This window comes from Curtobacterium sp. MCBD17_035 (assembly GCF_003234815.2).
Classification (GTDB): Bacteria; Actinomycetota; Actinomycetes; order Actinomycetales; family Microbacteriaceae; genus Curtobacterium.
Genome location: NZ_CP126279.1, coordinates 346,533 through 372,584 on the forward strand (window position 1 = coordinate 346,533; position 26,052 = coordinate 372,584).

The window sequence follows — 26,052 nt, forward strand, 5'->3', positions numbered from 1 at the left end:
GCCGCTCCTGCCTCGGGGGAGCGACTCCGGTCCCCAGCATGGGCGGCATGACATCAGCACCACGAGCACATCCACCGACACCAGCACGACCCGGGACGCCGGGCGCCGCACCCCGCGCCGCGGCGCTGCGGCGACTGCGGCGCATCGCCTGCGGAGCCCTGGCGCTCTCCGCGCTGAGCGCCGGGGCCATGGTCCCCGTGACGACCGCCCACGCAGCCGAGCTCGCGTTCCCGTTCCACACCGACTTCGACTCGGCCGACGGCGGGACGCTGTCCGGCGACGCCGAGGTCGGGGACGGCTGGCTGCGACTGACGGACGCCGCGCGGAGCGAGGCCGGCTCCTGGGCCACCGACGACGTGTTCGCGTCGGACCTCGGGCTCGAGATCGAGTTCCGGTACGCGATGCACGGCGGCACCGGGGCGGACGGCCTGCTCATGTCGCTGTCGGACGGTGCCGTCGCGCCGGGGGTCGGGCGACCCGGCGCGGCGCTCGGGTACAGCTGCTACGACGACTCGGGCCACTACGGCACCTGCGACGTCGCCGGCATGCCCGGGGCGTTCGTCGGCGTCGGGTTCGACCTGCGCGGCAACTTCTCACGCCCGTTCAACGGGTCCGGTCCCGGTCCCCAGCCCGACCACGTCGTGCTCCGCGGCTCGGGGAACGGCACGGACGGCTACCGGTTCCTCCGCGGCGCGGTCGGCCCCGACGGTGGAGTGGGGACGCAGTCCCGGTCCGACGAACGGACGGTGCACGTCACGTTGCTGCCGGCCGCCGACGGGGTCCTCGCACTCACGGTGCGGTCCGACTCCGGACCGGGTACCCGGATGCGGACCGTGATCGACCAGGTGGCGCTCGAGGGTGACGGACAGGCGCCGCTCCCGGACACGTTGCGCCTGGGGTTCACCGCCTCGACCGGGAACTCGACCAACGCCCACGAGGTCGACGACCTGACCGTGTCCATCCCGACCGACGTCGGCATCACGCAGGAGATGCCGGAGCGCGTCGTCGCGGGCACGCACGTCCGGTACACGGCGACCGCGACGAACCGGGGGCGGAACGGCTCCGCGCGCAACGACGTGGTGATCGCGACGCCGACCGAACTGCACGACGTCCGCTGGACGTGCGCCGCCACGGCCGGTGCCGCGTGCGGTGCGGGGTCCGGCGCCGGTCCGGAGATCGCGACGACGGCCGACATCGACCCGGGGGCCACGGTCACCTGGACGATCGAGGGCGACCTCGCTGCGGACGCCACGGGGCAGATCGCGAGCGCGGCACGGATCACCACGCCACCATCGCGCGCCGACACGAACACGGCGAACAACGCGTCGACGGTCCGGGCCGCGATCGGGACCGACGCCGCGCTGCGCACCGAGAAGGCCGCCGACCTCCTGCCCGGGGACGTCGAGCTGCTGCCCGGGGGCGTGTTCCGGTACACGATCACCGCGGTCAACGGCGGACCGTCCGACGCGCGCCGGGTCGGTGCGGTCGACGACCTGCCGGAGCCCGTGCGCTTCGTGGGGTCCGAGGACGGCTGTCGCGCCGACGGTCAGCACGTGACGTGCTCCTCGGCGGTCACGATCGCACCGGGCGAACGGCACCGGTTCCGCTTCGACGCCCAACTCGACGCCGCGTACCGCGGCGACGGCGCCGACGTCCTCAACGTCGCGATCGCCACCTCGCCCGACGACCCGGACGACGGCGACCCGTCGGACCCCGTGCCGCTGCCCGGACCGATCGGCACGATCGAACCGCCCGTCGTGACACCGACCACCCCGCCCCACGGCGGTGAGCACCCGACCGCGACGCCACGACCCTCGGCCTCTGCGACACCGGTCGCCGTCGGAGCGCACCCGGCCCGGCTCGCCTTCACCGGAACCGTGGGCACGGCTGCTGCGGTCCTGGTCGCGGCGATCGCGGTCGTCACCGGCCTGGGCGTCCGCTCGGTCCGTCGCCGACGTGAGCTCGAGCGACAGGAGGACCCCACGGCCTGACCGGTCCGTGTCGCGCGCCGTCGGCCCGGGGGGTCGGCGGCGCGCGTTCGCGGTTCGAGCATCCTCAGCCGCGACGCCGCCGGCCGGACGGGCCCGCATCGGCCCGGCGGTACCATTGACCGTACGATCAGCCTGCCCAAGAGAGGGATTCCGTGTCCGACACCGTGGACGACGCCGCGCAGCGTGCCCGGTACTGGACGGTCCCGTTGTCCCGGGCACTGCCCGCCGCGGTCGTGGCGATGGTGATCACGTTCTCGTCGAACCACGCCACCTCGCTCGGGCTGGTGCTGTTCGGCGCCTTCGCGATCGTCGAGGGCGCCCTGCTCGGCGTCGGCAGCCTGCGCCGACTCGACGACCCCCGGTCCCGTCGCCTCGCCGTCGTGCAGGCTGCGGTGACCGTCGCCGCCGGCGTCGTCGCGCTGTTCCTCCCGTCTGCGGGACTCCCGGCGTTCCTCGCGGTCGTCACCGCGTTCGCGGTCGTCACCGGGGGCATCGAACTCCTGCAGGGCGTCCTCGCGCGGCGTACGTCGCCCTTCGCCCGCGACTGGATGACCGTCGGGGGCCTCACGGTCCTGCTGGCGATCGCGTTCCTGCTGACGCCTCCGGACTACTCCAAGGACCTCGGCGGCATCGAGCACGTCAGCGGCACGCTCGACTCGTCGATCATCCTCGTCGGCCTGCTCGGCGCGTACCTGGCCCTGACGGCGGTCTTCCACGTGATCGCCGCCCTCTCGCACAAGTGGGGGACCTCGGCACCCGCGCCGTCGGCCCCGAACGGAGCACCACACGCATGACCACCCCAAGCCGCCGCGACCGGCTCCGCCCGGTCGAACTCCTCGCGATCTCGGCGATCGTCGCGGTGTTCGTCGGACTCGTCGTCCTGATGTCCACCCGTCAGCCCGAACTCGCGGCGGTGTTCCTCTGCATCGCGTTCATCGTCGTCATCGTCGTGCTGGCGATGTTGCAGCTGGCGGCCACGAGTGAGCAGGACGACAACGACATGCTCGGCGGACACCGGAAGGACGAGGGCGACGACCACCACTGACCACGACCGACGCGAGTCCGTCCACGCGCGCAGCCCCCAGCAGGGCGACCCGGACCTCCCGTCGCGGTACCGCCACCGGTACGTGATCCTGACGGTCTGCTGCCTCAGCCTCTTCATCGTCTCGTTGGACGCCACCGTCGTGAACGTGGCGCTGCCGTCGATCGGCCGTGAGCTCCACAGCACGATCTCCGGGCTCCAGTGGACGATCGACGCCTACACGCTGGTCCTCGCGAGTCTGCTCATGCTGTCGGGGTCCACCGCGGATCGCATCGGCCGACGCAGGACGTTCCAGGTCGGGCTCGTCCTGTTCACCGTCGGCTCGCTCCTCTGTTCGTTGGCGCCGAGCGTCGGCTGGCTGGTCGTGTTCCGGATGGTCCAGGCCGTCGGCGGCTCGATGATGAACCCGGTCGCGATGTCCATCATCACGGCGACCTTCGACGACGCCAAGGAGCGTGCTCGCGCGGTCGGCGTCTGGGGGGCGGTGGTCGGCGTCTCGATGGGGGTCGGTCCGCTCGTCGGTGGAGCCCTGACGGACACGATCGGTTGGCGGGCGATCTTCTGGATCAACGTGCCGATCGGCATCGCGGCCGTCGTGCTGACGTTCGCGTTCGTCCCCGAGTCCCGCGCGGCTCGCCCCCGGCGCTTCGACGCCCCGGGTCAGGCACTCGTGGTCGTGTTGCTCGCGGCGCTCGTCGGCGGACTCATCGAGGGTCCACGGCTCGGGTGGGGCTCGGTCGCGGCGATCGCCCTGTTCGCCGCCGCAGCGCTCGCGCTCGTCCTCATCGTCGTGGTGGAACGGCGGCGCCGGGAGCCGCTCGTCGACGTCCGGTTCTTCCGGAGCATCCCGTTCTCGACGGCCGTGCTCACGGCGGTCGGTGCCTTCGGCGCGAACGGTGCGTTCCTGTTCCTCAACGCGCTGTACCTCCAGGAGGTCCGGCACATGTCACCGTTCCAGGCCGGACTCTGGACGCTCCCCGCCGCGGTGGCGACCATGGTCGTGTCGCCGTTCTCCGGTCGCCTCGTCGCCTCGGTCGGCACCCGGATCCCACTCGTGCTCGCCGGCGTCGGCATCGGAGCGGGCGCGGCGGTCCTCACGACGGTCGGCGCGCACACGCCGATGTGGATGCTCGTCGTCGCCTTCGCGCTGTTCGGGTTCGGCTTCGGGATGGTGAACGCGCCGATCACGAACACGGCGGTGTCCGGCATGCCCCGTGCCCAGGCGGGATCGGCTGCGGGGGTCGCGTCGACGAGTCGCCAGACCGGGGTCTCCCTCGGCGTGGCGCTCGCCGGGACGGTCACGGGAGCGAGCGGAGCGGCGGCGGTCCACGCGAGTTTCGCGGTCGCGACGCACGCCATGTGGTGGATCGTCGTCGGCATCGCCGTGGGCGTCGTCGTGATCGGCTTCGTGTCGACGACGGCGCGCGCCCGGCGTTCGGTGCAGGCGATCGGTCACCTGCTCGAGGAGCCGTCCGCGGCCTGATCCGAGCCGGCGCTCCGCTCGACGCCGCCGCCGCCGGTGCCACCGTCGGTACCGCCCACGACCGCTCGGGCGAGGGCGCGTGTGGCGCGGTTCAGAGCGGCGCCGGCAGCGGTGGCGAGTCCGACTCGCAGCGGCTCGACCGGGTCCGCGAGTTCGAGGACGACGGCGTCCCCAGCGGTGCCGGGATCGGGGACGACCGCGACGCCGAGCCCGGTCGCCGCGAACCGGACGACCGACGGCAGGTCGTTCATCTCGGCCACGATGCGGCGCCGGATGCCCCGGTCGCGGAGCGCCGCGTCGAGGATGATGCGGTTCCCGAACCCGCGCGCGGTGTCGACGAACGGCTCGTCCGCGAGTTCGGCGAGGGACACGACACCGCGGTCCGCGAGTCGATGCGGTGGTGCGACGTACACCCGGAACGGCAGGGCGCGGAGCGGAGCCACCGCGATCCCCGGCGGGTCCTGCGGCAGTGCGGTGAAGGCCAGGTCGAGCCGGCCGGCCCGGAGGTCCTCCGCCAGGCCGGTGGTCCCCGCCGCGGAGGCACTGAGGTGCACGTCGACGAGCGGGTGCCGCGCGTGGAAGGTCGTGATGATCCGCGGCAGGTCGACGATGTCCATGTTCGCGAAGATCCCGACGCGCACGCGGCCGCGGAGCTGCGCGTCGGCGGTGACGGCGCCGTCCCGGAGGCGCTCGACCGCGCCGAGCGCCGCCCGGGCGTCCGGCAGGAGCGCCTCGCCGAGGGGGCTCAGGGTCAGACGGCGACCGACCCGGTCGAACAAGGCCCCGCCGAGCTCGCGCTCGAGGCTCTGCAGACCGGCGGACACGGTCGATTGCGCAGCGAAGAGCCGGGCGGCGGCGCGGGTGACGTTGCCCTCGTCGGCGACGGCGACGAACTGTTCGAGCAGGCGGGTCTCCATGCGTCCATCATCGTCCACGTCGATGGACGTCAGCGGTCCTGTCCGTTGGACACGATCGGCGCAGTCCTGCACGCTCGAACCATGACCACCACCGCTCCCCGGACCGCACCCGTGCCGCTGCCCGATCCCGTCGCTGGTGCTGGACGCCCGGAGCGGCCCGCTCGACCGACCCCGAGCCGTCAGCGCCACGCGGCCGGGTTCTGGATCGTCGCGGGGAGCTTCCTCAGCGTCATGGCGTTCGCCGCCGTCCCCGCACCGCTGTACGCGCTGTACCAGGCACGCGACGGCTTCCCGACCTTCACCGTGACACTCGTGTTCGCGGCGTACGCCGTGGGGGTCATGATCGCGCTCTGGCTCGCCGGGCACCTTAGCGACGTCCACGGACGCCGACGGCTCATCCTCGTGTCGGTCGCGCTCGAGCTCGTCGCCGCCGTGCTGTTCCTCGTCTGGAACGACGTCCCGGGCCTCCTCGTCGCGCGGTTCATCAGCGGACTCGGTGTCGGCACCCTGACGGCCTCGGCCACGGCCCACCTCGGTGAACTCCGGGTCCGAGCGCGCCGGGACGGGGGCGCGGGCGGGAACGCGAGCGTCGTCGCCGGAGCGGTCAACCTCGGCGGCATCGGGGGCGGTGCCCTCGTCGGCGGTGTGCTGGCGGAGTTCGTCCGGCACCCCCTCGTCGTGCCGTACGCCGTGTTCGTCGTGGTCCTCGCGGTCGCCTTCGTCGCCATGCTCGTCGTCCCGGAGACCATCGACGCCGGGCGGGGACGCCCGGCCTACCGACCCCAGCCGATCACCGCGCCGTCCGGGGCGGCGGGACCCTTCTGGGCGGCGGGTGCCGGGGCGTTCAGCACCTTCGCCGTGCTCGGCCTGTTCACGTCGATCGCGCCGACGTTCCTCGCGACCACCTTCCACGTCACGGACCGGCTCGCCGCCGGTGCGACGAGCTTCGGGGTCTTCGCGGGCGCTGCGGTCGCGCAGATCGCCCTCGCCCGCCTCGCGATGCGTGCGCAGGTCCGCTGGGGCATGCTGCTCGTCACCGTCGGGCTCGCCGGGGTCGCGGTCGGCGCGCTCGTCCTCGTCGTCGCGGTGTTCGTCGTGGGCAGCGTGCTCGCCGGTGCCGGCGTCGGACTGCTCTTCCGGGCCTCCATCGCCGGTGCGGGCGGTCTGGTCGGGCCGGAGCGACGCGGCGGTGTCCTGGCGGCGACGTTCCTCATCGGCTACGCGGGGATGGTCGTCCCGGTGGTCCTCGCCGGCGCGGTGCTGCTCGTGGTCGCGCCGCTGCCCGTGCTCCTCGGGTTCGTGGTCGTCGTCATCGCACTCGCGCTCTGGGCCGGCAGCCGTCTCGCAGCCCGGGCCTGAGCCGCGCCGCCGGGGTCAGGCGTGGACGTCGTGCTCGTGCCGCTGGTGTGACGCGGGCTCGAGCTGGAAGGTCGAGTGCTCGACCGGCACGTCGAAGTGCTCGGCGACGCACTGCTGCAGCTCGTCGAGGATCGTCGGGGCGTGCGCGGAGGTGAAGCAGTGGTCGTCGATCACGACGTGCGCGGTGAGGGTCGGCACCCCGGTGGCGACGAGTGACGCGTGCAGGTCGTGCACGGCGCGCACGTGGTCGAGCCGGAGGATGTGCCCCCGCACGGCGTCGAGGTCGAGCCCGGGCGGGGTGGCCTCGAGCAGGACGTCGGTGGTCTCGCGGAGCAGCCGGAGTGCGCGCGGCAGGATGAGCGCACCGATGAGGATCGCGGCGACGGAGTCCGCGCGCTCCCAGCCGGTCAGTGCGACGACGATCGCCGCGGCGACGACCGCGAGGGACCCCAGCGAGTCGTTCAGCACCTCGAGCCGCGCCGCCCGCGCGGTGAACGTCCCGCCTCCGGAGCGTGTGAGCGCCGCCAGCGCGACCGCGTTGCCGACCACGCCGAGGACACCGAACACCAGGAGCGGCACCGCGGGGACGGGGACCGGCGTGACCAGGCGCTGCACGGCCGTCACGAGGACGACGATCCCGACCCCGAGCAGGACCGCGGCCTGCGCGACGGCGCCGAGGACCTCGGCGCGTTGGAAGCCCCAGGTCCGTCTGGCCGTCGGTGAGCGCTGCGCGAGCCGCACCGCGACGAGCCCGATCGCGAGACCGCCCGTGTCGACGACCATGTGCCCGGCGTCGACGAGGAGCGCCAGGGAGCCGGTCACGACGGCGCCGACGACCTCGGCGACGAGGATCGCGGCGGACACGCAGAACGCCACGGTCAACGCCCGAGCGCTGGCCGACCGCGCGCCGTGCTCGTGGTGGTGGCCCATGCCGCCATCGTAGGCATCTGCACCGACCGGGCACCGGGGACGTGACAGGATCCGACCGTGACCCCGAGCGCACGATCGCCCTACGAGGCGAGCACCCGTCCCGGCACCCTCGACGCGCTGCACCCCCGCTTGCGTGGCTACTTCGGCGCGATCCCCGCGGGGCACGTCGGACGGGGCACCGGCGTCTTCGACGTCGTCGGGACGCCACGACGCTGGATGTGGCCGCTGCTCGCCTGGTTCGCCCGCGACGCGGTCATGGCGCCGGTGTGGGAACGCGACGTGCCGTTCACGGTCGAGAACCGGCCGGCCGTCGACCGGGAGGGACGCATCGCCGTCCTCGCTCGCCGGACGTTCCACTTCCGGTCCGGGCCCTGGGTGATGCAGGACGCGATCACGGCGGACGCCGATGGGCTCGCCGACCACCTGGGGCGCCGCGGCCGGCTCGTGGCCGCGCTCGACGTCGCGGTCGCCGACGGCGCGCTCCGCCTGGTCTCGACCCGCGTGTCGTTCCGGGTGCTGGGACGGATGCTGCGCCTCCCGGCCGCCGTGGCACCGCGGGTGGTCCTGACCGAGCGGTACGACCCGGGCATCGACCGCCAACGCGTGTCGCTGACGCTGTCGGCGCCGCTCGTCGGCACGCTGTACCGGTACGAGGGGTCGTTCGTCCACGGTGTCGTGCCCGACGATGCGGACGCCCCCGGGGGAACCGGCGGACCGGGGAGGCGTCCATGAGCGACAGCGGGAGCGACAGCGGGAGCGAGCACGGTGCTGCCGGCGGCGGCGGCACCGGCGGTGGTGGCGACGCGGTGCGGCCACGCGTCGTGGTGGCCGGCGCGTCCGGGTTCATCGGCCGGTACCTCGTCGACGCGTTCCGCGCCGAGGGCGCCGACGTCACGACCGTGGGACGGACCGGCGACGCGGTGTGGGGCGACACCCGCCGGATCACCGAGCTCGTCGACGGCGCCGACCTGGTCGTCAACCTCGCGGGCAAGAGCGTGGACTGCCGGTACGGCGCCCGCAACCGTGCCGAGATCCTCCGCTCTCGGGTCGAGACCACGCGCGAGCTCCGGGACGCCATCCGCGCGGCGCGACGGCCGCCGCGGGTCTGGTGCAACGCGTCGACCGCGACCATCTACCGGCACGCGGAGGACCGCCCGCAGACCGAGTCCGACGGCGAGATCGGCACCGGGTTCTCCGTGTCGGTCGCCCGGGCATGGGAGGCGGCGTTCTTCGACGGGGACCTGCCGGGCACCCGTCGGGTCGCGCTCCGCATCGCCATCGTGCTCGGCGACGGCAGCGCCCTCGTGCCGCTCATCCGGTTGGCGCGGCTCGGACTCGGCGGTCCGCACCTGGACGGACCGTGGTTCGCGACGCGCCGCCGTCGCGCCGCCGGGACGTTCCACGAGGACCGGCACACGCACGGGAGGCAGCGCTTCAGCTGGGTGCACATCGCCGACGTGCTCGGTGCCATCCGGTTCGTGCGCGACCATCCGGAGATCGACGGGGTCGTCAACGTCTGCGCCCCCCACCCCACGGACGACCGCACCATGATGCGGACCCTCCGCGAGATCGTCGGGCGGCGTTTCGGGGTCCCGCTCCCGCGCTGGATGCTCGAACTCGGGTCGATCGCGATCCGGACCGAGACGGAGCTCGTGCTGAAGAGCCGGTGGGTCGTCCCCGCGCGCCTGGAGGGAGCGGGCTACCGCTTCGTGCACCCGGAACTCCGCGGAGCGCTCGCGAGCGCCGTGGCGGAGCACCGGCAGCGCGGTCGTCAGGAGTCGAGGAACCCGACGAGCTCGTCGGCGAGGCCGGTGTAGGTCGCCGGGGTCAACGCGGCGAGCCGCGCCTTCGCTCCGTCGGAGATGTCGAGTCCGTTCACGAACGCGACGAGGTCCTCGCGGCCGACGCGGCGGCCCCGGGTGAGCTCCTTGAGCAGCGCGTACGGGTCCTCGATCTCGGAGCGGCCCGCGGTCACCTCGGCGCGGATGACGGTCTGGATCGCCTCGGCGAGGACCTCCCAGTTGCCGTCGAGGTCGGCGGCGAGGCGGCCCTCGGCCACGGCGATCTCACCGAGCCCGCGGCGCAGGTTGTCGAGGGCGAGCAGGGAGTGCGCGAAGGCGACCCCGATGTTCCGCTGCGTCGTCGAGTCGGTGAGGTCGCGCTGCATGCGGCTCGTCACCAGTGTCTCGGACAGCGTCGAGAACACCGCCGTCGAGAGCTCGAGGTTCGCCTCGGCGTTCTCGAAGCGGATCGGGTTGATCTTGTGCGGCATCGTCGACGACCCGGTGGCACCGGCGACCGGGATCTGCGTGAAGTACCCCATCGAGATGTAGGTCCAGACGTCCGTCGCCAGGTTGTGCAGGATGCGGTTCGCGTGCCGGACCCGGTCGTACAGCTCGGCCTGCCAGTCGTGCGACTCGATCTGCGTGGTGAGCGGGTTCCACACGAGCCCGAGCGACTCGACGAACGCCCGGGAGAGTGCTGGCCAGTCGGCCTCGGGATCGGCGGCCAGGTGCGCGGAGAACGTGCCGGTCGCGCCGGAGAACTTGCCGAGGTACTCGGTGTCCTCGACCTGCGCGAGCACCCGCTCGAGGCGGTGGACGACGACGGCGAGCTCCTTGCCGAGCGTCGTCGGCGTGGCCGGCTGTCCGTGCGTGTGGGCGAGCATGGGGACCGCGCGGAGCTCGACCGCCCGGGTGCGGAGCGCGTCGGTGACGGCTCGGGCGGCGGGCAGCCAGACGTCCTGCACGGTGTCGCGGATGGTGAGCGCGTAGGCCAGGTTGTTGACGTCCTCGCTCGTGCAGGCGAAGTGCGTCAGCTCGGCGATGGCGTCGAGCCCGAGTTCGGACAGCCGGGCGCGGACGAAGTACTCGACGGCCTTGACGTCGTGTCGGGTGGTGGCCTCGAGCCCGGCGAGCTCGTCGATCGCCGCCTGCCCGAAGTCGTCCGCGACGGCGCGCAGCGCTGCTCGGTCGTCGATCGACAGCGGCGACGTCGCGAACATCGCGTGGTCCGTCAGGAACACGAGCCACTCGACCTCGATCCGGACGCGGGCCCGGTTGAGACCCGCCTCGGAGAGGTGTTCCCCCACCGTGTGCACGACCGGGAAGTACCGCCCGTCGAGCGGGCTGATCGGCTGCGGGGGAAGGGGTGTCATGGGGCTCCCTGACGGACTGCCGGTTCGATCTGGTGGAAGAGGGCCCGCGACGCGCGTTCGATGGTCGCGAGGACCCGGTCGAACTCGTGCCGATCCGCGTAGTACGGGTCGGGCACGTCGGCGTGCTGCGGCCAGGCCTCGTCGTACCGCAGCATGAGCGTCACCTTCGCGGCGTCGTCCATCGTGGGGGCCCACGATCGCAGGATGCGCTCGTGGGAGCGGTCGAGTGCGACCACCAGGTCGAACTCCGGGAACCGGTCCGGGTCGAACTGACGGGCGCGATGCCTGGACCCATCGTATCCGCGTGCCGCGAGGGCGGCGATCGTCCGCTCGTCGGCCGGTTCGCCCACGTGCCAGTCGCCCGTGCCGGCGGACGAGACGGCGAAGCGGTCGGCGACCCCGGCCTCCTCGACGATGCGGCGGAAGACGACCTCGGCCATCGGGGACCGGCAGATGTTGCCGCTGCAGACGAAGGAGATGCGGAACGGCGACGAGGTCGGGACGTCGGCGGCCGAGGGCATCTGCACATCATGGCGCACCGTCGGCCACGACGCGAGGGCACCCCCGTCCACCGGACGGTCCGTCGTCGGTCGTGCTCGACCCGCGAGCGGTGTCGAGATACCCTCAGGGCGGGAGGGTCTTGCCCTTCACCTCTGGGTACCGGGTGAAGTGGAACGACCCGGTGTTGTTCCGGAATGTCACCCGTGGGCGAGATAACGGCGATGTACGAAGTTTCGCCGTCGCGTCCGCCTGATCACGCACCTAGCCTCCTCGTACCCAGTCAGGGGTACGTGATGTGGTCATCGGAGCGAACGCGTATGGAAGAGATGCTGACCTCGGTCGGGACGGAACAGGCGGCGGACGTCGCTCGGGCGCGAGGCGGAGGTGGTCGGACACCGCGGCCGGGCTACCCGCGACCGCGCCGGTTCCAGCTGCGTCGGCCGCGGTGGCTCGAGGCGCTCGACGACGCCGCTCGCGCGCAGATCGTGTGCGTCCGTGGTCCGGCCGGGACCGGGAAGACCACCGTGGTGGCCGACTGGGTCGACCGCGAGGTCACCGACGGCGGACGACGCGTCGCGTGGCACGGTGCCCGCGAGACCGACACACGGTGCGGGTTGTGGTGGAGCGTGGTCGCCCAGCTCCGACGGGAAGCGGACGGACCGCAGCCCGAGCACCCCGACCGCGATGACGCGCCGGACGAGGAGGTCGTGGCGGCGTTGCTCACCCGACTCGACGGCGACGAGGTCATCGTGCTCGACGAGTTCGACCGGCTCCGCGACGCCGGGATCGCGGCAGCGGTGGAGGACGACGTCGCCTGGCTGCTCGAACGCACCCGCTGCACGGTCGTGGTCGTGTCGCGGCGCAGCACGGCGTTCGAGGGGAGTGCGGTCGCGGCCCGGTTCGACGTCGAGGTCCTCGACACGTCCGGCCTGCTCTTCACCCAGCAGGAGACCGCGGCGGTCCTGACGCTCCGCGGTGTCGCGTTCGACAGCCCCGCCATCGCGATGGTGCACGAGCGGCTGTCCGGCTGGCCGACCGCGGTGCAACGGCTGACGAACCAGCTCGCGCTCGAACCGCACCGGGTGTGGCACCGCGACGAGCTCGAGCCCGTCGTCCGCCGCATCGCCGTCGAGATCGTCGACGAGTTGACGTCGGGGCTGCGGGGGACGGCGTCGTGGCCGGCGATCGTCACCGGCGCGGTCCTCCCGTTCATGAACAAGGACATGCTCGTCCGCGACGAGGGCGACGCGGCGCAGGTCGCGCAGCTCCTCGACGTGGCGGAACGAGCCGGGCTCGGCGCGTGGACCCGCGTGCGCGGCCGCTCCCGCTTCACGCTCACCCCCGTCGTCAAGCGCGTCCTCACGGAGCAGCTGGCCCTGCAGGAGGACCGTTCCATGCCCGACATCGCGGCCGCCGGAGCGCGTCTGCTCGAGGGGGAGGGCGAGATCCGGGAGGCCGTTGGCCTCGCCGCCGCCGCGCAGGACTGGCCGTACCTGGCCGCGCTGACGCGACAGCACTACGCGGTGCTGTGCCGCGACCACCACGCCGAACTCGTGGCGATCCTCGCCGTCGTGCCGCGTGACCACATGGAGACGGACCCCTGGCTCCTCCACCTGCAGGCGGCCATGCACTTCGCCGACGACGGCGGGCGGACGGCGGTGCCGGCCGCGGCCTTCGCCCGGGCCGACGCCGCGGCGCGCGAGCGGTTGAAGTCCGACGTCGGAGCGGAGAGCGTCCGCGACTCGGTCCTCCGCGTCGCGTCCCTCCGCCGCGCCGGGAGCTTCGGACGGGCCCTCGCGGTCGCCCGGTCCCTGCCGGACCTGCTCACGGCGATGCGCACCACGCCGGCCGCGGGCGTGCGCCTGAGCGCGGACGGCCACATGCAGGTCGGCATCACGCACCTGCACGACGGCAGCCACGAGGAGGCCCTGCAGCACTTCGCGCCGCTCGCCCGCTCGAACGAGGACCCGCACCTGCGCATCCAGGCGATGGGCTACTCCGCCTACCTGCACGTCCTGCGCGGGGACGTCCGGCGTGGTCGGGAACTCGTGACCCTCGCGATGCGCGACGGCAGCTGGTTCCCATGGCGGCACAGCGTGTGGGCGGTCCCCGTCCACGTCGCCGCCGCCCTCGCCGCACTCGAGACCTGGGACCTCCCGACGGTCGACCGGCACATGCGGGTGCTCGACACCCTGCCGTACGACCTCGAGGACTGGCCGCTCGTCGTGCACCTCCGCGCCTTCCGACTGTTGCTCCAGGGCGACGGCCTCGGAGGGTTCGGGGTGATCCGCGACGCCGAGGGCCACTACGGCCGTGACGCCCTGAGCAACCACCACCAGGGCCTCATGCACGTCCTCAAGTCCGACCTGCTGCTGCTCGCGCGGCAGGCGAAGGCCGCGCTCGCCGGCCTCCGCCCGTTCCTCGACGGGCGCGAGAGCGTCGCCGGCGCCCAGGCGCGCGCGCTGCTCCTCGCGGGCAACGCGCCACATGCCCGTCTCTTCGCCGACCGGCTCATGTGGCGGAGCAACCCGAGCCCCCGGACCCGGACCGAGCTCCACGTCGTCCGCGCGGTCGCGTCCTGCCGGCTCGGCGACCTCGACGCCGCGCGGACGTCGCTCGACGAGGCGGCGACGGTGAGCAGCGCGCGGGGCCTGTCCACCCCGTGGTGGCTCGTCCCACGCGACGAACTCGAGGGGTTGTTCGACCAGGTGGCCCCGCACCTCCGGCCGGTGCTCGCGGACGCCCCGTCGGTGTACTCGAGCGACCTCACGGTGCCGCGGCTGACCCGCCGCGAGGGGGTCGTGCTCACGCGGCTCCGGGCACAGGGCTCGATCGAGGACATCGCCACCGACCTGGGGGTGTCGCCGAACACCGTGAAGACGCAGGTGCGGAGCATCTACCGCAAGCTCGGCGTCGGCTCCCGTGCGGAGGCCGTGCGGGTCGCGTACGAGTGGCACCTCATGGGAGCGCCGGAGGGGCAACGGGCCGACGTCTAGGGCCGGGCCACCGTCCCCGCACCAGCGACCGCGCGTGGCCGCGGAACGGCGGCGGGCCCGCGGAACGGCGGCGGGCCCGCCGACCGGAGTCGACGGGCCCGTCCACGGGGAAGCCGTGTCAGCCGCGGTAGTTCGGCGCCTCGACGACCATCTGGACGTCGTGCGGGTGCGACTCCTTGAGCCCCGCCGCGGTGATCCGGACGAACTTGCCGCGGGCCTTGAGCTCGGGCACCGTGCGACCGCCGACGTAGAACATGGACTGCCGGAGGCCGCCCACGAGCTGGTAGACAACGTTGCCGAGGGCGCCGCGGTAGGGCACCTGGCCCTCGATCCCCTCGGGGATGAGCTTGTCGTCCGAGGGGACGTCCGCCTGGAAGTAGCGGTCCTTCGAGTACGAGGTCTTCTTGCCGCGGGTCTGCAGCGCGCCGAGCGACCCCATGCCGCGGTACGTCTTGAACTGCTTGCCGCCCACGAACACGAGGTCCCCGGGGGACTCGTCGCAGCCGGCGAGCAGCGAACCGAGCATGACCGTGTCGGCACCCGCGACGAGCGCCTTGGCGATGTCGCCCGAGTACTGCAGGCCGCCGTCCGCGATCACCGGCACTCCGGCCTCGCGCGCGGCCAGTGAGGCCTCGTACACGGCCGTGACCTGGGGCACCCCCACGCCCGCGACGACGCGCGTCGTGCAGATGGAGCCCGGACCGACGCCGACCTTGACCGCGTCGACACCGGCGTCGATGAGCGCCTGCGCGCCCGCGCGGGTCGCGACGTTGCCGCCGATCACGTCGACCCCCGCGAACGCCGGGTCCGCCTTGAGCCGGCGCACCATGTCGAGGACGCCCTCGCTCTCGCCGTTCGCGGTGTCGACGACGAGCACGTCGACGCCCGCCTCGAGCAGGGCCGTCGCCCGTTGCCAGGCATCGCCGAAGAAGCCGATCGCGGCACCGACGCGCAGGCGGCCCTCGGCGTCCTTCGTGGCGTCCGGGTACTTCTCGCTCTTGTCGAAGTCCTTGACCGTGATGAGCCCGCGGAGCCGGCCGGACGCGTCGACGAGCGGGAGCTTCTCGATCTTGTGCTGGGCGAAGATCGCGACCGCCGCCTCGGGGTCGATGCCCTCGGGCGCGGTGATGAGGGGCGCCTTCGTCATGACGTCGCGGACGAGTGTCGTGCTCTGCTCGAACGGCGCGACGAAGCGCATGTCGCGGTTGGTGATGATGCCGACGAGCGTGCCGTCGGACTCCACGACCGGGAGTCCCGAGACGCGGAACTGCCCGCAGAGTGCGTCGACCTCGGCGACGGTGGCGTCGGGCCGCGTGGTCACCGGGTTCGTGATCATGCCCGACTCGCTCCGCTTGACCTTGTCGACGGCGGCCGCCTGGTCGGCGATCGACAGGTTGCGGTGCAGGATGCCGATCCCGCCCTGGCGGGCCATCGCGATCGCCATGCGCTCCTCGGTCACGGTGTCCATGGCCGCCGACAGGAGCGGCACCGCCACCTCGATCCGCTTGGTGAGGCGCGAGCGGGTCGACGCCTCGCTCGGGATGACGTCGGTGTGCCCGGGGAGCAGCATGACGTCGTCGTAGGTGAGTCCGATGAATCCGAACGGATCCGGCTGGTCCATGGGTCCCTCTCGTCGTTCCGGGCTGGCTGCAGGTGCTCCGGCCACGACGTCGGGTACCGGATGGGACATGGTAACGCGGGCGCGTGGGCCCGCCATTCCCGCAGCCGGGCGCCGTCCGACCGGGTGGGAGGCAGGACCTGAGCGGTCCGCCCGGGTTCGGCTGAGCGGACGCTGGGTCACCACTCGCGCTCCTGTGCATCATCACGGTTCCGTGACGAAGCACGCAGGGAACCTGATGGAAACACAGGTGACACAAACGCTCCGTACTGTCGGCGCAACCGCACGGACCGCCCGATCGGACGGAGGTCGTGCCGGAACCGTCGACGTCCGACGGTCCGAGAGGGAGGCTCAGTGGGTTCCACGACGTCGACGGGCACGGCGCCGCACAGGCCCCGTCCCCGCACCCGGGCGGGCCGGCACCGCCCGGTGGTCCTGCTCCTCGCCGCACTGCTGTCGCTCGCCGCGGTCGTGGGCCTCCAGTGGGCGTCCGCGCCGCGCGCGGTCGCGGCCACGGCGGCGACCTGCACGGTGAGCGACGCGAACGGCTGCATCCAGGGCACGATCCTCGACTCGGACCGCGAGCCGGTCCGGGGAGCGGAGGTCCGGGTCACGGGACCGGGTGGGTTCGCCGAGACCTCCACGACGGAGGACGACGGTCGCTGGTCCGTCCGCATCACGACGTCGGGCCGGTACCGGGTCTCCCTCGACCAGACGACCCTGCCCCAGGGGCAGTACCTGGCCGACGCGCAGCAGGACGCGCGCCCCGTGCAGGCCACGGTCGGGTCGAACGCCGGCACGATCTTCCAGCTGACCACCGTCAAGGGCGCGACGAGCGCGAGCCTCGACGACGGTTCGGGCGTCACCTGGGGTCGGACCTGGCAGCAGCTCGCATCCGGCATCCGCCTCGGGCTGCTCATCGCGCTCGCGTCGGTCGGCCTCTCGCTCATCTACGGCACCACCGGGCTCTCGAGCTTCTCGCACGGCGAGCAGGTCACGCTCGGCGGGCTCCTCGCCTACCTGTTCGCGAACGTCCTGGGGTTCGACATCTGGCTCGCCGGGATCATCGTGGTCGTGCTCTGCGCGGCGACCGGGTACCTGCAGGACGCCGTGATCTGGCGCCCCCTCCGACGGCGGCGGATCAGCCTGACGCAGCTCATGATCGTGACGATCGGACTGTCGATCGCGCTCCAGTACGCGTTCCAGTACTTCTTCGGGGCGGCGACGGTGCGGATCCAGCAGGGCAACCCGCGCACGGTCGACTTCGCCGGCGTGACGCTGACCGTGCAGTCGTACGTCGCGATGGGCATCGCGGTGCTCGTGCTGGTCGGGACCGGCCTGTTCCTCGTCCGGACCCGCCTCGGCCGGGCCACCCGCGCGGTGTCCGACAACCCCGCACTCGCGGCGGCGTCCGGCATCGACGTGGACCGGGTGATCCGGTTCGTGTGGACCCTCGCCGCGGGCCTCGCCGGCCTCTCGGGCGTCATGCTCGGGCTCGTCCTCAACGGGGTGAACTGGCAGACCGGGCTGCAGCTGCTGCTCCTCATGTTCGCGGCGGTCACGCTCGGCGGCCTCGGCACGGCGTACGGCGCGCTCGTCGGCTCGATGGTGATCGGCATCGTCGTGGAACTCACGAACCTCGTGCTGCCCGGCGACTTCAAGTACGCCACCGCGCTCGTCATCCTCATCCTCGTGCTGCTGCTCCGGCCGCAGGGCATCTTCGGACGCGCCGAACGGATCGGTTAGGGAACGGACCATGGACTACCTCGTCAGCCTGCTCACGTCGCTCTCGGCCGAGGCGATCGCGCCCACCACGGCGGCGTTCGCCATCGCCGCGATCGGCCTCAACATCCACTTCGGGCTCACCGGACTGGTCAACATGGGACAGGCCGCGTTCCTGTTGCTCGGCGCGTACGGGTACGCGATCGCGGTCATCCACGGCGTGCCCGTGGGACTGGCGATCGTCATCGCACTGCTCACGGCGATCGTGTTCGCGGTCGTCCTCGGCATCCCGACGCTCCGGTTGCGGGGGGACTACCTCGCGATCGTCACGATCTCGGGCGCCGAGATCATCCGGATGGTGGGGCGTTCCAGCCTCCTGACGACGGTCACGGGCGGGTCGAACGGCCTCACCGGGTCGAGCTACCGCGACTCGTTCAACGCGCTGTCGTTCCTGCCCGAGGGCAGCACGCGGATCCTCTGGTTCGACTTCACGAACAACGGCGTCAACGGCTGGTGGATCCGCATCGTCGGTTGGGGCCTCGTCGCCCTGTTGTCCCTGATGTTGTTCGCGCTCACGCGGAGTCCGTGGGGGCGCGTCCTCAAGGCGATCCGCGAGGACGAGGACGCCGTCCGCTCCCTCGGCAAGAACGTGTACTCGTACAAGATGCAGGCGCTCGTGCTCGGCGGGGTGATCGGTGCGCTCGCCGGCATCGTGTACGTCCTGCCGTCGTCCGTGCAGCCGGACGCGATGGGCCGCTCGATGACCTTCTTCATCTGGACCGCACTCATCCTCGGCGGGGCGGCGACGGTCTTCGGCCCCGTGCTCGGCTCGGTCCTGTTCTTCGTCGTCCGGCTCGCCATCCGCACGCTCGCGAGCGACGTCATCCCGAACTCGATCATGAACACGCAGCAGGCCGAGCAGTTCTCGTACGTCCTCGTCGGGGTCGCGCTCATGCTGCTCATCGTGTTCCGCCCGCAGGGACTCCTCGGGAACAAGAAGGAGCTGACGTTCAGTGTCTGACCCCACGACCGCGGCCGTCGCCCTCCGGGACGTCCCGCACGCGCCCGGTTCCGCCAAGCCCGACCCCGTGCTCCGCGTCGATCGCATCACGCGCCGGTTCGGTGGGATGACGGCGGTGGACGTCGACCACCTCGAGGTGCAGCGCGGCGCGATCACGGCCCTCATCGGACCGAACGGCGCCGGCAAGACCACCTTCTTCAACCTGCTCACGGGCTTCGACAAGCCGAGCTCCGCGCCGCGGGCCCTCGCCCGGCGGCGCCCGGAGGACGCGGCGTGGGAGTTCGACGGCCGTCCGCTCGGCTCGGTCGGCGCGGCCGCGGTGGCCCGCGCCGGCATGGTGCGGACGTTCCAGCTCACGAAGGCGCTGTCCCGGCTCACGGTGCTGCAGAACATGCTGCTCGGCGCCACGGACCAGCCCGGTGAGCGGTTCTTCACGGCCCTCGTCAAGCCGCTGTGGGCCAAGCGGGAGGCCGAGATCACCGAGAAGGCGCGCGAGCTGCTCGCCCGCTTCTCGCTCCTCGACAAGCAGGACGACTACGCCGGGTCGTTGTCCGGTGGGCAGCGGAAGCTGCTCGAGATGGCGCGGGCGCTCATGTCCGATCCGACGATGATCATGCTCGACGAGCCGATGGCGGGCGTGAACCCCGCGCTCACCCAGAGTCTGCTCGGGCACATCCAGGGCCTCCGCGACGACGGCATGACCGTTCTGTTCGTCGAGCACGACATGCACATGGTCCGGCACATCTCGGACTGGGTCGTCGTGATGGCCGAGGGGCGCGTGGTCGCCGAGGGGCCCGCGGCCAGCGTGATGGAGGACCAGGCCGTGATCGACGCCTACCTCGGCGCGCACCACGACACGGACCTCGGTGACGACGCGCTCCTCAGCGACGAGACGCTCGACGAGCTCGAGCAGGAGGTCGCGGCCGAGGACGCCGCCCACGACCAGGACCACCCGGCGCCGCCGACGGCGAGCGATCACATCGGAGGAACCACGCGATGACCGCCACCATCGGGGAGCCCGTGCTGCGGGCCCAGAACGTCGTGGCCGGCTACCTGCCGGGCGTCGACATCCTGAACGGTTGCGACCTCGTGTGCGCGCCGGGGGAGCTCATCGGCATCATCGGCCCGAACGGCGCCGGCAAGTCGACGCTCCTCAAGGCGCTGTTCGGGCTCGTGACGGTCCGGAGCGGCAGCGTGACCCTCGAGGGCGAGGACATCACGAACCACCGGGCCGACAAGCTCGTGCGGGCCGGGATCGGGTTCGTCCCGCAGACGAACAACGTGTTCCCGTCACTGTCGATCCAGGAGAACCTGCAGATGGGGATGTACCTGCGGCCACGGAAGTTCGCCGAACGGCTCGAGGTCGTCTACGACCTGTTCCCCGTCCTCGGCCAGCGACGGGGGCAGCGGGCCGGATCGCTGTCCGGCGGCGAGCGACAGTCGGTGGCCATGGCCCGCGCCCTCATGATGGACCCGAAGGTGCTCCTGCTCGACGAACCGAGCGCCGGGCTGTCGCCGGTGCGGCAGGACGAGACGTTCATCCGCACCCGACGGATCAACAAGGCGGGCGTCTCGATCGTCATGGTCGAGCAGAACGCCCGCCGCTGCCTGCAGATCTGCGACCGGGCGTACGTCCTCGACCAGGGACGCAACGCCTACTCGGGCACCGGCCGTGCGCTCGCGGACGACCCGAAGGTGATCGAGCTGTACCTCGGTACCCTCGCGAAGGACGTCGACGCCGCCGGGTAGGCCGCGCCGACCGCGGGTGCCGCCGTGGGGGCGGCATCCGCCGGGAGGGCCGGACGAGGTCGCGCGAGCGCCGTGCGGTCCTCCCGCCCCCGCACCACGCCCGGGAGGCCCGGACCGCGCCCGCCCCGCTGCTAGCGTCGGGTCCGTGCCCACGTCCGGCCGCCGCCCCGCTCCCGAACACCGCCCCGTCCTCGACGGCGTGGTGTGGGTCGTGTTCGCCCTGCTCTTCGTCGGCGCGGCCCTCGTGCTCAAGGTGTTCGCGGTGCTCGTCGTCGTGCTCCTCGTCCTCGCCGTCGGACTCGGGCTGACGCTCCGGCTGCTCCGCCGCTCGCGTCGGTGACGCGCGCGGCGCACGGTGCCGTGCCTCCCGGCCGTGCCCGACGCGTCGCTCGCGGACCGGTGCGCACCGTCCGGCCGGCCCGTTCCCGGGTCGGCCCGGCCCGCTAGTCTGACCCGGTGACTGAAGTCGAGATCGGGGCCGGCAAGCGCGGACGACGGGCGTACGCCTTCGACGACATCGCGGTGGTGCCCTCGCGGCGCACGCGCGACCCGCGCGACGTGTCCGTGCAGTGGTCGATCGACGCCTTCACCTTCGACGCGCCGATCATCGCAGCGCCCATGGACTCGGTGGTCTCGCCCGCGACCGCGGTGCACATGGGCCGCCTCGGCATGCTCGGTGTCCTCGACCTCGAGGGCCTCTGGACCCGGTACGAGGACCCGGAGCCGTACCTCGCCGAGATCCGCGAGCTCGCCGACGGCGACGTCACGGCCCGCATGCAGCAGATCTACGCCGAGCCGATCAAGCCCGAGCTCGTGACCGCCCGCCTCGCCGAGATCCGCGCCGCGGGCGTGCCGGTCGCCGGCGCGCTGAGCCCGCAGCGTACGCAGGAGCTGTACCAGACCGTCGTGGACGCCGGTGTCGACCTCTTCGTGATCCGGGGCACCACCGTGTCGGCGGAGCACGTGTCCCAGAACCAGGAGCCGCTGAACCTCAAGGAGTTCATCTACGAGCTCGACGTGCCCGTGATCGTGGGCGGCGCGTCGACATACACGGCCGCGTTGCACCTCATGCGGACGGGCGCCGCGGGGGTCCTCGTCGGCTTCGGCGGCGGTGCGGCATCGACGACACGCGCGGCGCTCGGCATCCACGCGCCCATGGCCACCGCGGTGGCGGACGTCGCCGGTGCCCGGCGCGACTACCTCGACGAGTCCGGCGGCCGCTACGTGCACGTCATCGCCGACGGTGGGCTCGACACCTCGGGCGACATCGTCAAGGCGATCGCGGTCGGTGCCGACGCCGTCATGCTCGGCACGGCGCTCGCGCGTGCCACGGACGCCCCGGGCGGCGGCTACCACTGGGGCGCCGAGGCGCACCACCCCGAGCTCCCGCGCGGACGCCGGATGCACGTCGGCTCGATCGCGCCGCTCGAGGACGTCCTCGCCGGCCCGACCCCGACGAGCGAGGGCCGGGCGAACCTGGTCGGCGCACTCCGCCGGTCGATGGCCACCACCGGATACTCCGACGTCAAGGAGTTCCAGCGAGTAGAAGTGGTCGTGGCGCCGTACCACGCCTGACCCGCCCGCTCGGCGGTCGTCCGGAGCCCGGCGCCGCGGGCTGCGTCGCCGGCGTGGCCGACCACGCGGTACGGAGGCGGACATGGCCAGGACGACGGTCTCGAACTCGAACAAGATCGGTCCGGAGGAACGTGCGGCGGCCATCCAGGCCCTGAAGTCACGCGAACTCGACGTGCTCGTCATCGGGGGCGGCATCGTCGGCACGGGGAGCGCGCTCGACGCCGTCACGCGCGGGCTGAGTGTCGGCATCGTCGAGGCCCGGGACTGGGGATCGGGGACCTCCAGCCGCTCGTCGAAGCTCGTGCACGGCGGGATCCGGTACCTGGAGCAGCTCAACTTCGCGCTCGTCCGCGAGGCCCTCATCGAGCGCGGCCTGCTCCTGCAGCGACTCGCCCCACACCTCGTCAAGCCCGTGAAGTTCCTCTACCCGCTCAACCACCGGGTCTGGGAGCGGTTCTACATCGGGATCGGCATGGCGATGTACGACGCGTTCAGCTGGAGTGGCGGGCGACCCCCGGGCGTCCCGCACCACCGGCACCTGTCGAAGCGCCAGGTGATGCGTGCGATCCCGAGCCTCGCGAAGGACGCCCTCGTCGGCGGGATGACCTACTACGACGCCCAGGTCGACGACGCGCGGTACGTCGCGTCCCTCGCCCGCACCGCAGCGGCGTACGGCGCCCACGCCGCCAGTCGGGTGCGGATCGAGGGCTTCGTCAAGGTCGGCGAGCGCGTCGTGGGGGCGAAGGCGCACGACATCCAGACCGGTGAGCGGTTCGACATCCGCGCGAAGCAGGTCGTCAACGCGACGGGCGTGTGGACGGACGACACCCAGGCGATGGTGGGGGAGCGGGGCCAGTTCAAGGTCCGCGCGTCGAAGGGCGTGCACCTCGTGATCCCGCGCGACCGGTTCCAGTCGACCATGGGCATGATCCTGCGCACCGAGAAGAGTGTGCTGTTCGTGATCCCGTGGGGCCGGCACTGGCTCGTGGGCACGACGGACACCGACTGGGACCTCGACAAGGCGCACCCCGCCGCGACCGCCGCGGACATCGACTACATCCTCGAGCACGTCAACCAGGTCCTCGCGGTGCCGTTGACGCGCGAGGACGTCGAGGGCGTCTACGCCGGACTCCGCCCGTTGCTCGCGGGCGAGTCCGACCAGACGTCGAAGCTGTCCCGCGAGCACATCGTCGCGCACACCGTGCCCGGGCTCGTCGTCGTCGCGGGCGGCAAGTGGACGACCTACCGAGTGATGGCGAAGGACGCGATCGACGAGGCCGTCGCCGCGCTCGACGGCCGGATCCCGGAGTCGATCACGGACGAGATCCCGCTGCTCGGCGCCGAGGGCTACCCGGCCGCGTGGAACCGGCGCGGCAGGACGGCCCGGGCGTACGGGCTGCACAAGGTCCGGCTCGAGCACCTGCTCAACCGGTACGGCACCCTCGCCGACGAGGTCCTCCGGCTCGTCGGCGAGGACCCGACGCTCGCCGAGCCGCTGCCGGGGGCCGACGACTACATCGGCGCCGAGGTCGTCTACGCGGCGAGCCACGAGAGCGCCCTGCACCTCGAGGACGTCCTCGCCCGGCGGACGCGCATCTCGATCGAGGCGTGGGACCGCGGCGAGTCGGCCGCACCCGTGGCCGCGCGGCTCATGGCGGGCGTGCTGGGCTGGGACCGCGAGCGCACCGAGGAGGAAGTGGGCAACTACCTCAAGCGCGTCGCGGCGGAGCGGGCGAGCCAGCTCGAGCCGGACGACGCCTCCGCCGACCGCGTGCGGCTCGAGGCGCCCGACATCGCGTTCGGCTTCGAGGAGGACGACGTCAAGGTCGGCGGCCCGGGTCGCCAGGACGGCGGCCGCGCCGAGGACGAGCAGGTGATCGGCGAGAAGACGACCGAGCCGCGCTGACCGCGGCGGACCCGACCGGACGGCGGACGGGAGGGACGGTGCGGGCGCGCCCCGCTCCTCCCGGTCCGCGGCGGCGGGAATCGCGCGAGCGCGTGCGCGGTTAACATGGGCGACAACAAAGGGAGTCATCCATGGTCGACGTTCATCGCGTCAAGCTCCCCGGCGTCGGCGTACTGCACAGCTTCTACACCGACGACGGTGGCAAGTGCGGGGTCATCACGCACCGGTCGGGGCACTCCGACCTCATCTCCTTCGCCGACGTGTCGGACGGCGCCGACCGTGCGCAGAAGGTCTCGCTCCGCCTCAGTGAGGACGAGGCCCACACGCTCGCCGAACTGCTCGGCGGCACCCGGATCACCGAGGGCCTGTCGAAGCTCGACGAGATCCCCGGGCTGTCGATCGACTGGTTCAGCGTCGACTACGAGGACGCCATCGCCGGCAAGCCGCTCGGCGACCTGGCGGCCGCGGGCATCATCGGCCTCACCGTCGTCGCGGTCGTCCGTGGCGACTCGGCGAACCCGGCGCCCTCCGGCGACTTCGTCGTGTTCCCGGGCGACACCATCGTCGTCGCGGGTTCCCCGGAGAAGGTCGCGCGCGCCTTCGCCTACTACCGCAGCGGTGTACTGACGGCGGCGTCCGTCGAGGCCCCGCCCGGAGGATAGGGCGATGCACCTGGGTGGTGAGCTGCTGACCATCGGCGGCCTGTTCCTCATCGCCTACGTCCTCGGACGCCTCGGCAAGCTCATCGGCCTGCCGGCCATCCCGATCTATATGGTGGTCGGACTCATCGCGAGTCCGCACTCCACGTGGATCGGGCTGAGCATCGAGTCGCACACGATCGAGCTCATCGCGACGTTCGGGCTCGTGCTGCTGCTGTTCAACCTCGGGCTCGAGTTCGACCAAGAGGAGTTCTACGGCAACGCGGGCAAGTTGCTCGTGTCCGGCGGCACCTACGTCGCGATCAACATGGGCGTCGGGTTCGCGTTCGGCTTCTCGCTCGGCTGGGGCACGCGCGAGGCCCTCGTCGTCGCGGGGATGACGGCGACGAGTTCGAGCGCGATCGTCACGAAGCTCCTCATCGAGCTCCGGCGCCTCGCGAACGACGAGACGCCGATGATCCTCGGCGTCACGGTCATCGAGGACGTCTTCATCGCCATCTACCTGGCGATCGTGTCCGTCGTGCTCAGCGGCGACACGAACATCTGGGCGGTCGTCGGCAAGCTGGCGCTGTCGTTCGGGTTCCTCATCGTCATGTTCTCGCTCGCGCGCTGGGGCGGCAGGTTCGTCTCGCGTGCCTTCAACACCCGTGACGACGAGCTGTTCACGGTGCTGTTCTTCGGGCTCGCGGTGCTGTTCGGGGGGCTCGGTGACCTGCTCGGCGTGACGGACGCCATCGGCGCGTTCGTCATCGGCCTGCTCTGCGGTGCCACGCGGTACCGCGACCGCATCGAACAGCTCGCGCTCCCGATGCGGGACGTCTTCGGCGCGTTCTTCTTCGTCAACTTCGGTCTGGGCCTCGACGTCTCGACGTTCGGCGTCGTCGTGTGGCCGGTGCTCGGCGCCGTGCTCATGACCGTCGTCCTCAACGCGATCGCCGGCCAGGTCGTGGCGCGGATGAACGGGTTCGGCGCCCAGGCGGGCATCAACACCGCCGTGATCCTCGTCAACCGCGGCGAGTTCGCGCTCATCCTCGCGACGCTGTCGGCGGCCGCGGGCCTCGAGGCGCGGATCACGGCGTTCGCGGGGCTGTACGTCCTCGTGATGGCGATCCTCGGTCCGCTCCTGGCCGTGAACGCCGACCGGATCGGCCTCCTCGTGCTCCGTCCGGAGCGGCGGCGTGAGCGTGCTCGGACGGCGGCGGAGCAAGCGCGGCGAGCTGAGCGTGATCGCATGTTCGCCGAGGAGATCGCCCTCGTGGAGGCAGCGGGCAGCGAAGCGCGCGAGAATGGTGCACCGGAGGAGGCACCGGTGCTCGTGGAGGACCGCGAACCCGTACCGGCGTCGCCGATCGACCTCCACGCGGAGCAGGCCGGGCAGCAGTCCGACGTCCGCGCCGAACGACAGCGGGATCCGGAGTACTGACAC

Annotated in this window: 22 protein-coding genes; 17 read left to right on the forward strand and 5 right to left on the reverse strand. The window is 72.3% G+C overall.

What is annotated here, in order from left to right; all coding sequences use genetic code 11:
* Nucleotides 1-47: 47 nt before the first annotated feature.
* The 4 genes from DEI93_RS01690 to DEI93_RS01705 all read left to right on the forward strand — a co-directional run bounded on the left by DEI93_RS01690 (nucleotide 48) and on the right by DEI93_RS01705 (nucleotide 4,516).
* Nucleotides 48-1,991: an L-type lectin family protein gene (locus tag DEI93_RS01690; RefSeq protein ID WP_146244440.1), complete on the forward strand. Its 1,944-nt coding sequence runs from the start codon at nucleotides 48-50 to the stop codon at nucleotides 1,989-1,991.
* 152 nt (nucleotides 1,992-2,143) lie between these two features.
* A complete protein-coding gene (locus tag DEI93_RS01695; RefSeq protein WP_258372278.1) occupies nucleotides 2,144-2,785 on the forward strand; it encodes a DUF308 domain-containing protein in 642 nt (213 codons plus the stop codon).
* The gene (locus DEI93_RS01700; protein ID WP_111009783.1) at nucleotides 2,782-3,036 is read left to right on the forward strand and encodes an ABC transporter permease; all 255 of its coding nucleotides are present in this window, start codon (nucleotides 2,782-2,784) and stop codon (nucleotides 3,034-3,036) included. The genes DEI93_RS01695 and DEI93_RS01700 overlap by 4 nt, the downstream gene beginning before the upstream one ends.
* Nucleotides 3,037-3,118: 82 nt before the next feature.
* Nucleotides 3,119-4,516 carry an MFS transporter gene (locus tag DEI93_RS01705; RefSeq protein ID WP_146244441.1) on the forward strand — a complete coding sequence of 466 codons (1,398 nt, stop codon included), beginning with the start codon at nucleotides 3,119-3,121 and terminating at the stop codon, nucleotides 4,514-4,516.
* On the opposite strand, the gene DEI93_RS01710 is transcribed toward DEI93_RS01705, so the two are convergent.
* Entirely contained in the window at nucleotides 4,486-5,433 is a 948-nt protein-coding gene (locus tag DEI93_RS01710) for a LysR family transcriptional regulator (protein ID WP_111120107.1), read from the reverse strand. The two genes, DEI93_RS01705 and DEI93_RS01710, sit on opposite strands and share 31 nt — an antisense overlap.
* 81 nt (nucleotides 5,434-5,514) lie before the next feature.
* On the opposite strand from DEI93_RS01710, the gene DEI93_RS01715 reads away from it, so the two are divergent.
* Nucleotides 5,515-6,792 carry an MFS transporter gene (locus DEI93_RS01715; RefSeq protein WP_111120136.1) on the forward strand — a complete coding sequence of 426 codons (1,278 nt, stop codon included), beginning with the start codon at nucleotides 5,515-5,517 and terminating at the stop codon, nucleotides 6,790-6,792.
* 15 nt (nucleotides 6,793-6,807) lie between these two features.
* Here the strand turns inward: DEI93_RS01715 and DEI93_RS01720 are convergent, their stop codons facing one another.
* The gene (locus DEI93_RS01720; protein ID WP_111012167.1) at nucleotides 6,808-7,722 is read right to left on the reverse strand and encodes a cation diffusion facilitator family transporter; all 915 of its coding nucleotides are present in this window, start codon (nucleotides 7,720-7,722) and stop codon (nucleotides 6,808-6,810) included.
* A 57-nt stretch (nucleotides 7,723-7,779) separates the two neighbouring features.
* On the opposite strand from DEI93_RS01720, the gene DEI93_RS01725 reads away from it, so the two are divergent.
* Both DEI93_RS01725 and DEI93_RS01730 read left to right on the forward strand, forming a co-directional pair.
* Nucleotides 7,780-8,454 carry a DUF4166 domain-containing protein gene (locus DEI93_RS01725; RefSeq protein WP_111036873.1) on the forward strand — a complete coding sequence of 225 codons (675 nt, stop codon included), beginning with the start codon at nucleotides 7,780-7,782 and terminating at the stop codon, nucleotides 8,452-8,454.
* A gap of 74 nt (nucleotides 8,455-8,528) precedes the next feature.
* Nucleotides 8,529-9,539 carry an epimerase gene (locus DEI93_RS01730; RefSeq protein ID WP_111120137.1) on the forward strand — a complete coding sequence of 337 codons (1,011 nt, stop codon included), beginning with the start codon at nucleotides 8,529-8,531 and terminating at the stop codon, nucleotides 9,537-9,539.
* On the opposite strand, the gene purB is transcribed toward DEI93_RS01730, so the two are convergent.
* Both purB and DEI93_RS01740 read right to left on the reverse strand, forming a co-directional pair.
* Entirely contained in the window at nucleotides 9,494-10,879 is a 1,386-nt protein-coding gene (gene purB, locus DEI93_RS01735) for an adenylosuccinate lyase (protein WP_111026984.1), read from the reverse strand. The two genes, DEI93_RS01730 and purB, sit on opposite strands and share 46 nt — an antisense overlap.
* On the reverse strand, nucleotides 10,876-11,400 hold the full coding sequence (locus DEI93_RS01740; protein WP_111009897.1) for a low molecular weight protein-tyrosine-phosphatase: 525 nt from the start codon (nucleotides 11,398-11,400) through the stop codon (nucleotides 10,876-10,878). The genes purB and DEI93_RS01740 overlap by 4 nt, the downstream gene beginning before the upstream one ends.
* Before the next feature lie 297 nt (nucleotides 11,401-11,697).
* Between DEI93_RS01740 and DEI93_RS01745 the strand changes: the two genes are divergently transcribed.
* On the forward strand, nucleotides 11,698-14,376 hold the full coding sequence (locus DEI93_RS01745) for a LuxR C-terminal-related transcriptional regulator (RefSeq protein WP_146244442.1): 2,679 nt from the start codon (nucleotides 11,698-11,700) through the stop codon (nucleotides 14,374-14,376).
* A 118-nt stretch (nucleotides 14,377-14,494) separates the two neighbouring features.
* Here the strand turns inward: DEI93_RS01745 and guaB are convergent, their stop codons facing one another.
* Nucleotides 14,495-15,997, reverse strand: coding sequence for an IMP dehydrogenase (guaB, locus tag DEI93_RS01750; protein WP_111009777.1), 1,503 nt, complete (start codon nucleotides 15,995-15,997; stop codon nucleotides 14,495-14,497).
* A gap of 432 nt (nucleotides 15,998-16,429) precedes the next feature.
* On the opposite strand from guaB, the gene DEI93_RS01755 reads away from it, so the two are divergent.
* The 9 genes from DEI93_RS01755 (at nucleotide 16,430) to DEI93_RS01795 (ending at nucleotide 26,049) form a co-directional block, all read left to right on the forward strand.
* The gene (locus DEI93_RS01755; RefSeq protein WP_181435199.1) at nucleotides 16,430-17,740 is read left to right on the forward strand and encodes a branched-chain amino acid ABC transporter permease; all 1,311 of its coding nucleotides are present in this window, start codon (nucleotides 16,430-16,432) and stop codon (nucleotides 17,738-17,740) included.
* A gap of 10 nt (nucleotides 17,741-17,750) precedes the next feature.
* Nucleotides 17,751-18,737: a branched-chain amino acid ABC transporter permease gene (locus DEI93_RS01760; RefSeq protein ID WP_111009776.1), complete on the forward strand. Its 987-nt coding sequence runs from the start codon at nucleotides 17,751-17,753 to the stop codon at nucleotides 18,735-18,737.
* Nucleotides 18,730-19,737 carry an ABC transporter ATP-binding protein gene (locus DEI93_RS01765; protein ID WP_111009775.1) on the forward strand — a complete coding sequence of 336 codons (1,008 nt, stop codon included), beginning with the start codon at nucleotides 18,730-18,732 and terminating at the stop codon, nucleotides 19,735-19,737. Before DEI93_RS01760 ends, DEI93_RS01765 begins: the two co-directional genes overlap by 8 nt.
* The gene (locus DEI93_RS01770) at nucleotides 19,734-20,486 is read left to right on the forward strand and encodes an ABC transporter ATP-binding protein (protein ID WP_111120110.1); all 753 of its coding nucleotides are present in this window, start codon (nucleotides 19,734-19,736) and stop codon (nucleotides 20,484-20,486) included. The genes DEI93_RS01765 and DEI93_RS01770 overlap by 4 nt, the downstream gene beginning before the upstream one ends.
* Before the next feature lie 145 nt (nucleotides 20,487-20,631).
* The gene (locus tag DEI93_RS01775; protein WP_111012172.1) at nucleotides 20,632-20,826 is read left to right on the forward strand and encodes a hypothetical protein; all 195 of its coding nucleotides are present in this window, start codon (nucleotides 20,632-20,634) and stop codon (nucleotides 20,824-20,826) included.
* A gap of 116 nt (nucleotides 20,827-20,942) precedes the next feature.
* Complete coding sequence (locus tag DEI93_RS01780; protein WP_111009773.1) at nucleotides 20,943-22,061, forward strand: GuaB3 family IMP dehydrogenase-related protein; 1,119 nt, start codon at nucleotides 20,943-20,945, stop codon at nucleotides 22,059-22,061.
* A gap of 82 nt (nucleotides 22,062-22,143) precedes the next feature.
* Nucleotides 22,144-23,967, forward strand: a complete 1,824-nt coding sequence (locus tag DEI93_RS01785; protein WP_111120111.1) for a glycerol-3-phosphate dehydrogenase/oxidase — start codon at nucleotides 22,144-22,146, stop codon at nucleotides 23,965-23,967.
* Between the two features lie 131 nt (nucleotides 23,968-24,098).
* Nucleotides 24,099-24,629, forward strand: a complete 531-nt coding sequence (locus DEI93_RS01790) for a cation:proton antiporter regulatory subunit (RefSeq protein WP_111009771.1) — start codon at nucleotides 24,099-24,101, stop codon at nucleotides 24,627-24,629.
* Between the two features lie 4 nt (nucleotides 24,630-24,633).
* Nucleotides 24,634-26,049: a cation:proton antiporter gene (locus tag DEI93_RS01795; protein WP_111120112.1), complete on the forward strand. Its 1,416-nt coding sequence runs from the start codon at nucleotides 24,634-24,636 to the stop codon at nucleotides 26,047-26,049.
* Nucleotides 26,050-26,052: the final 3 nt, after the last annotated feature.